We start from the raw sequence: 309 nt of genomic DNA on the forward strand, positions 1-309 counted from the left end.
CCGTTTTCATCCAGTGCGCCCAGCGAGTTATAGGTTCGCGAAACGGAGGCATCCGGTCCTAGGCCGACAAGAAACTCGTCGCGACGCGACAGCATGAGATTGCCCGTGGCCGCGTTGACGACCAAATTCTCACCTGCCCGGCCAAAATTGGCGGATCCCAGCATCCCGGCACTGCCCAGCAAGTTGGCCGAACCGTTCTGCGCACCAGAACCCAAACCCGTGAAAATCGCGACCATTATCGTCCCCATCATCAAAACAGGGGTCGCGGCAGCCTTCTGCCGTACCCTCATGGGTCCAGTCGGTCATTTT

At 58.9% G+C, this 309-nt stretch carries 1 protein-coding gene; it reads right to left on the reverse strand.

Going from position 1 to position 309, the window contains the following annotated elements; all coding sequences use genetic code 11:
- Nucleotides 1-236 (reverse strand): hypothetical protein (locus tag RMQ97_RS15550; RefSeq protein WP_413661813.1); only part of this gene is annotated, 236 nt, incomplete at its 3' end.
- Nucleotides 237-309 lie beyond the last annotated feature (73 nt).

Origin of the sequence: Maricaulis sp. D1M11 (assembly GCF_047308265.1) — a bacterium.
In the GTDB taxonomy this organism is placed as follows: domain Bacteria; phylum Pseudomonadota; class Alphaproteobacteria; order Caulobacterales; family Maricaulaceae; genus Maricaulis.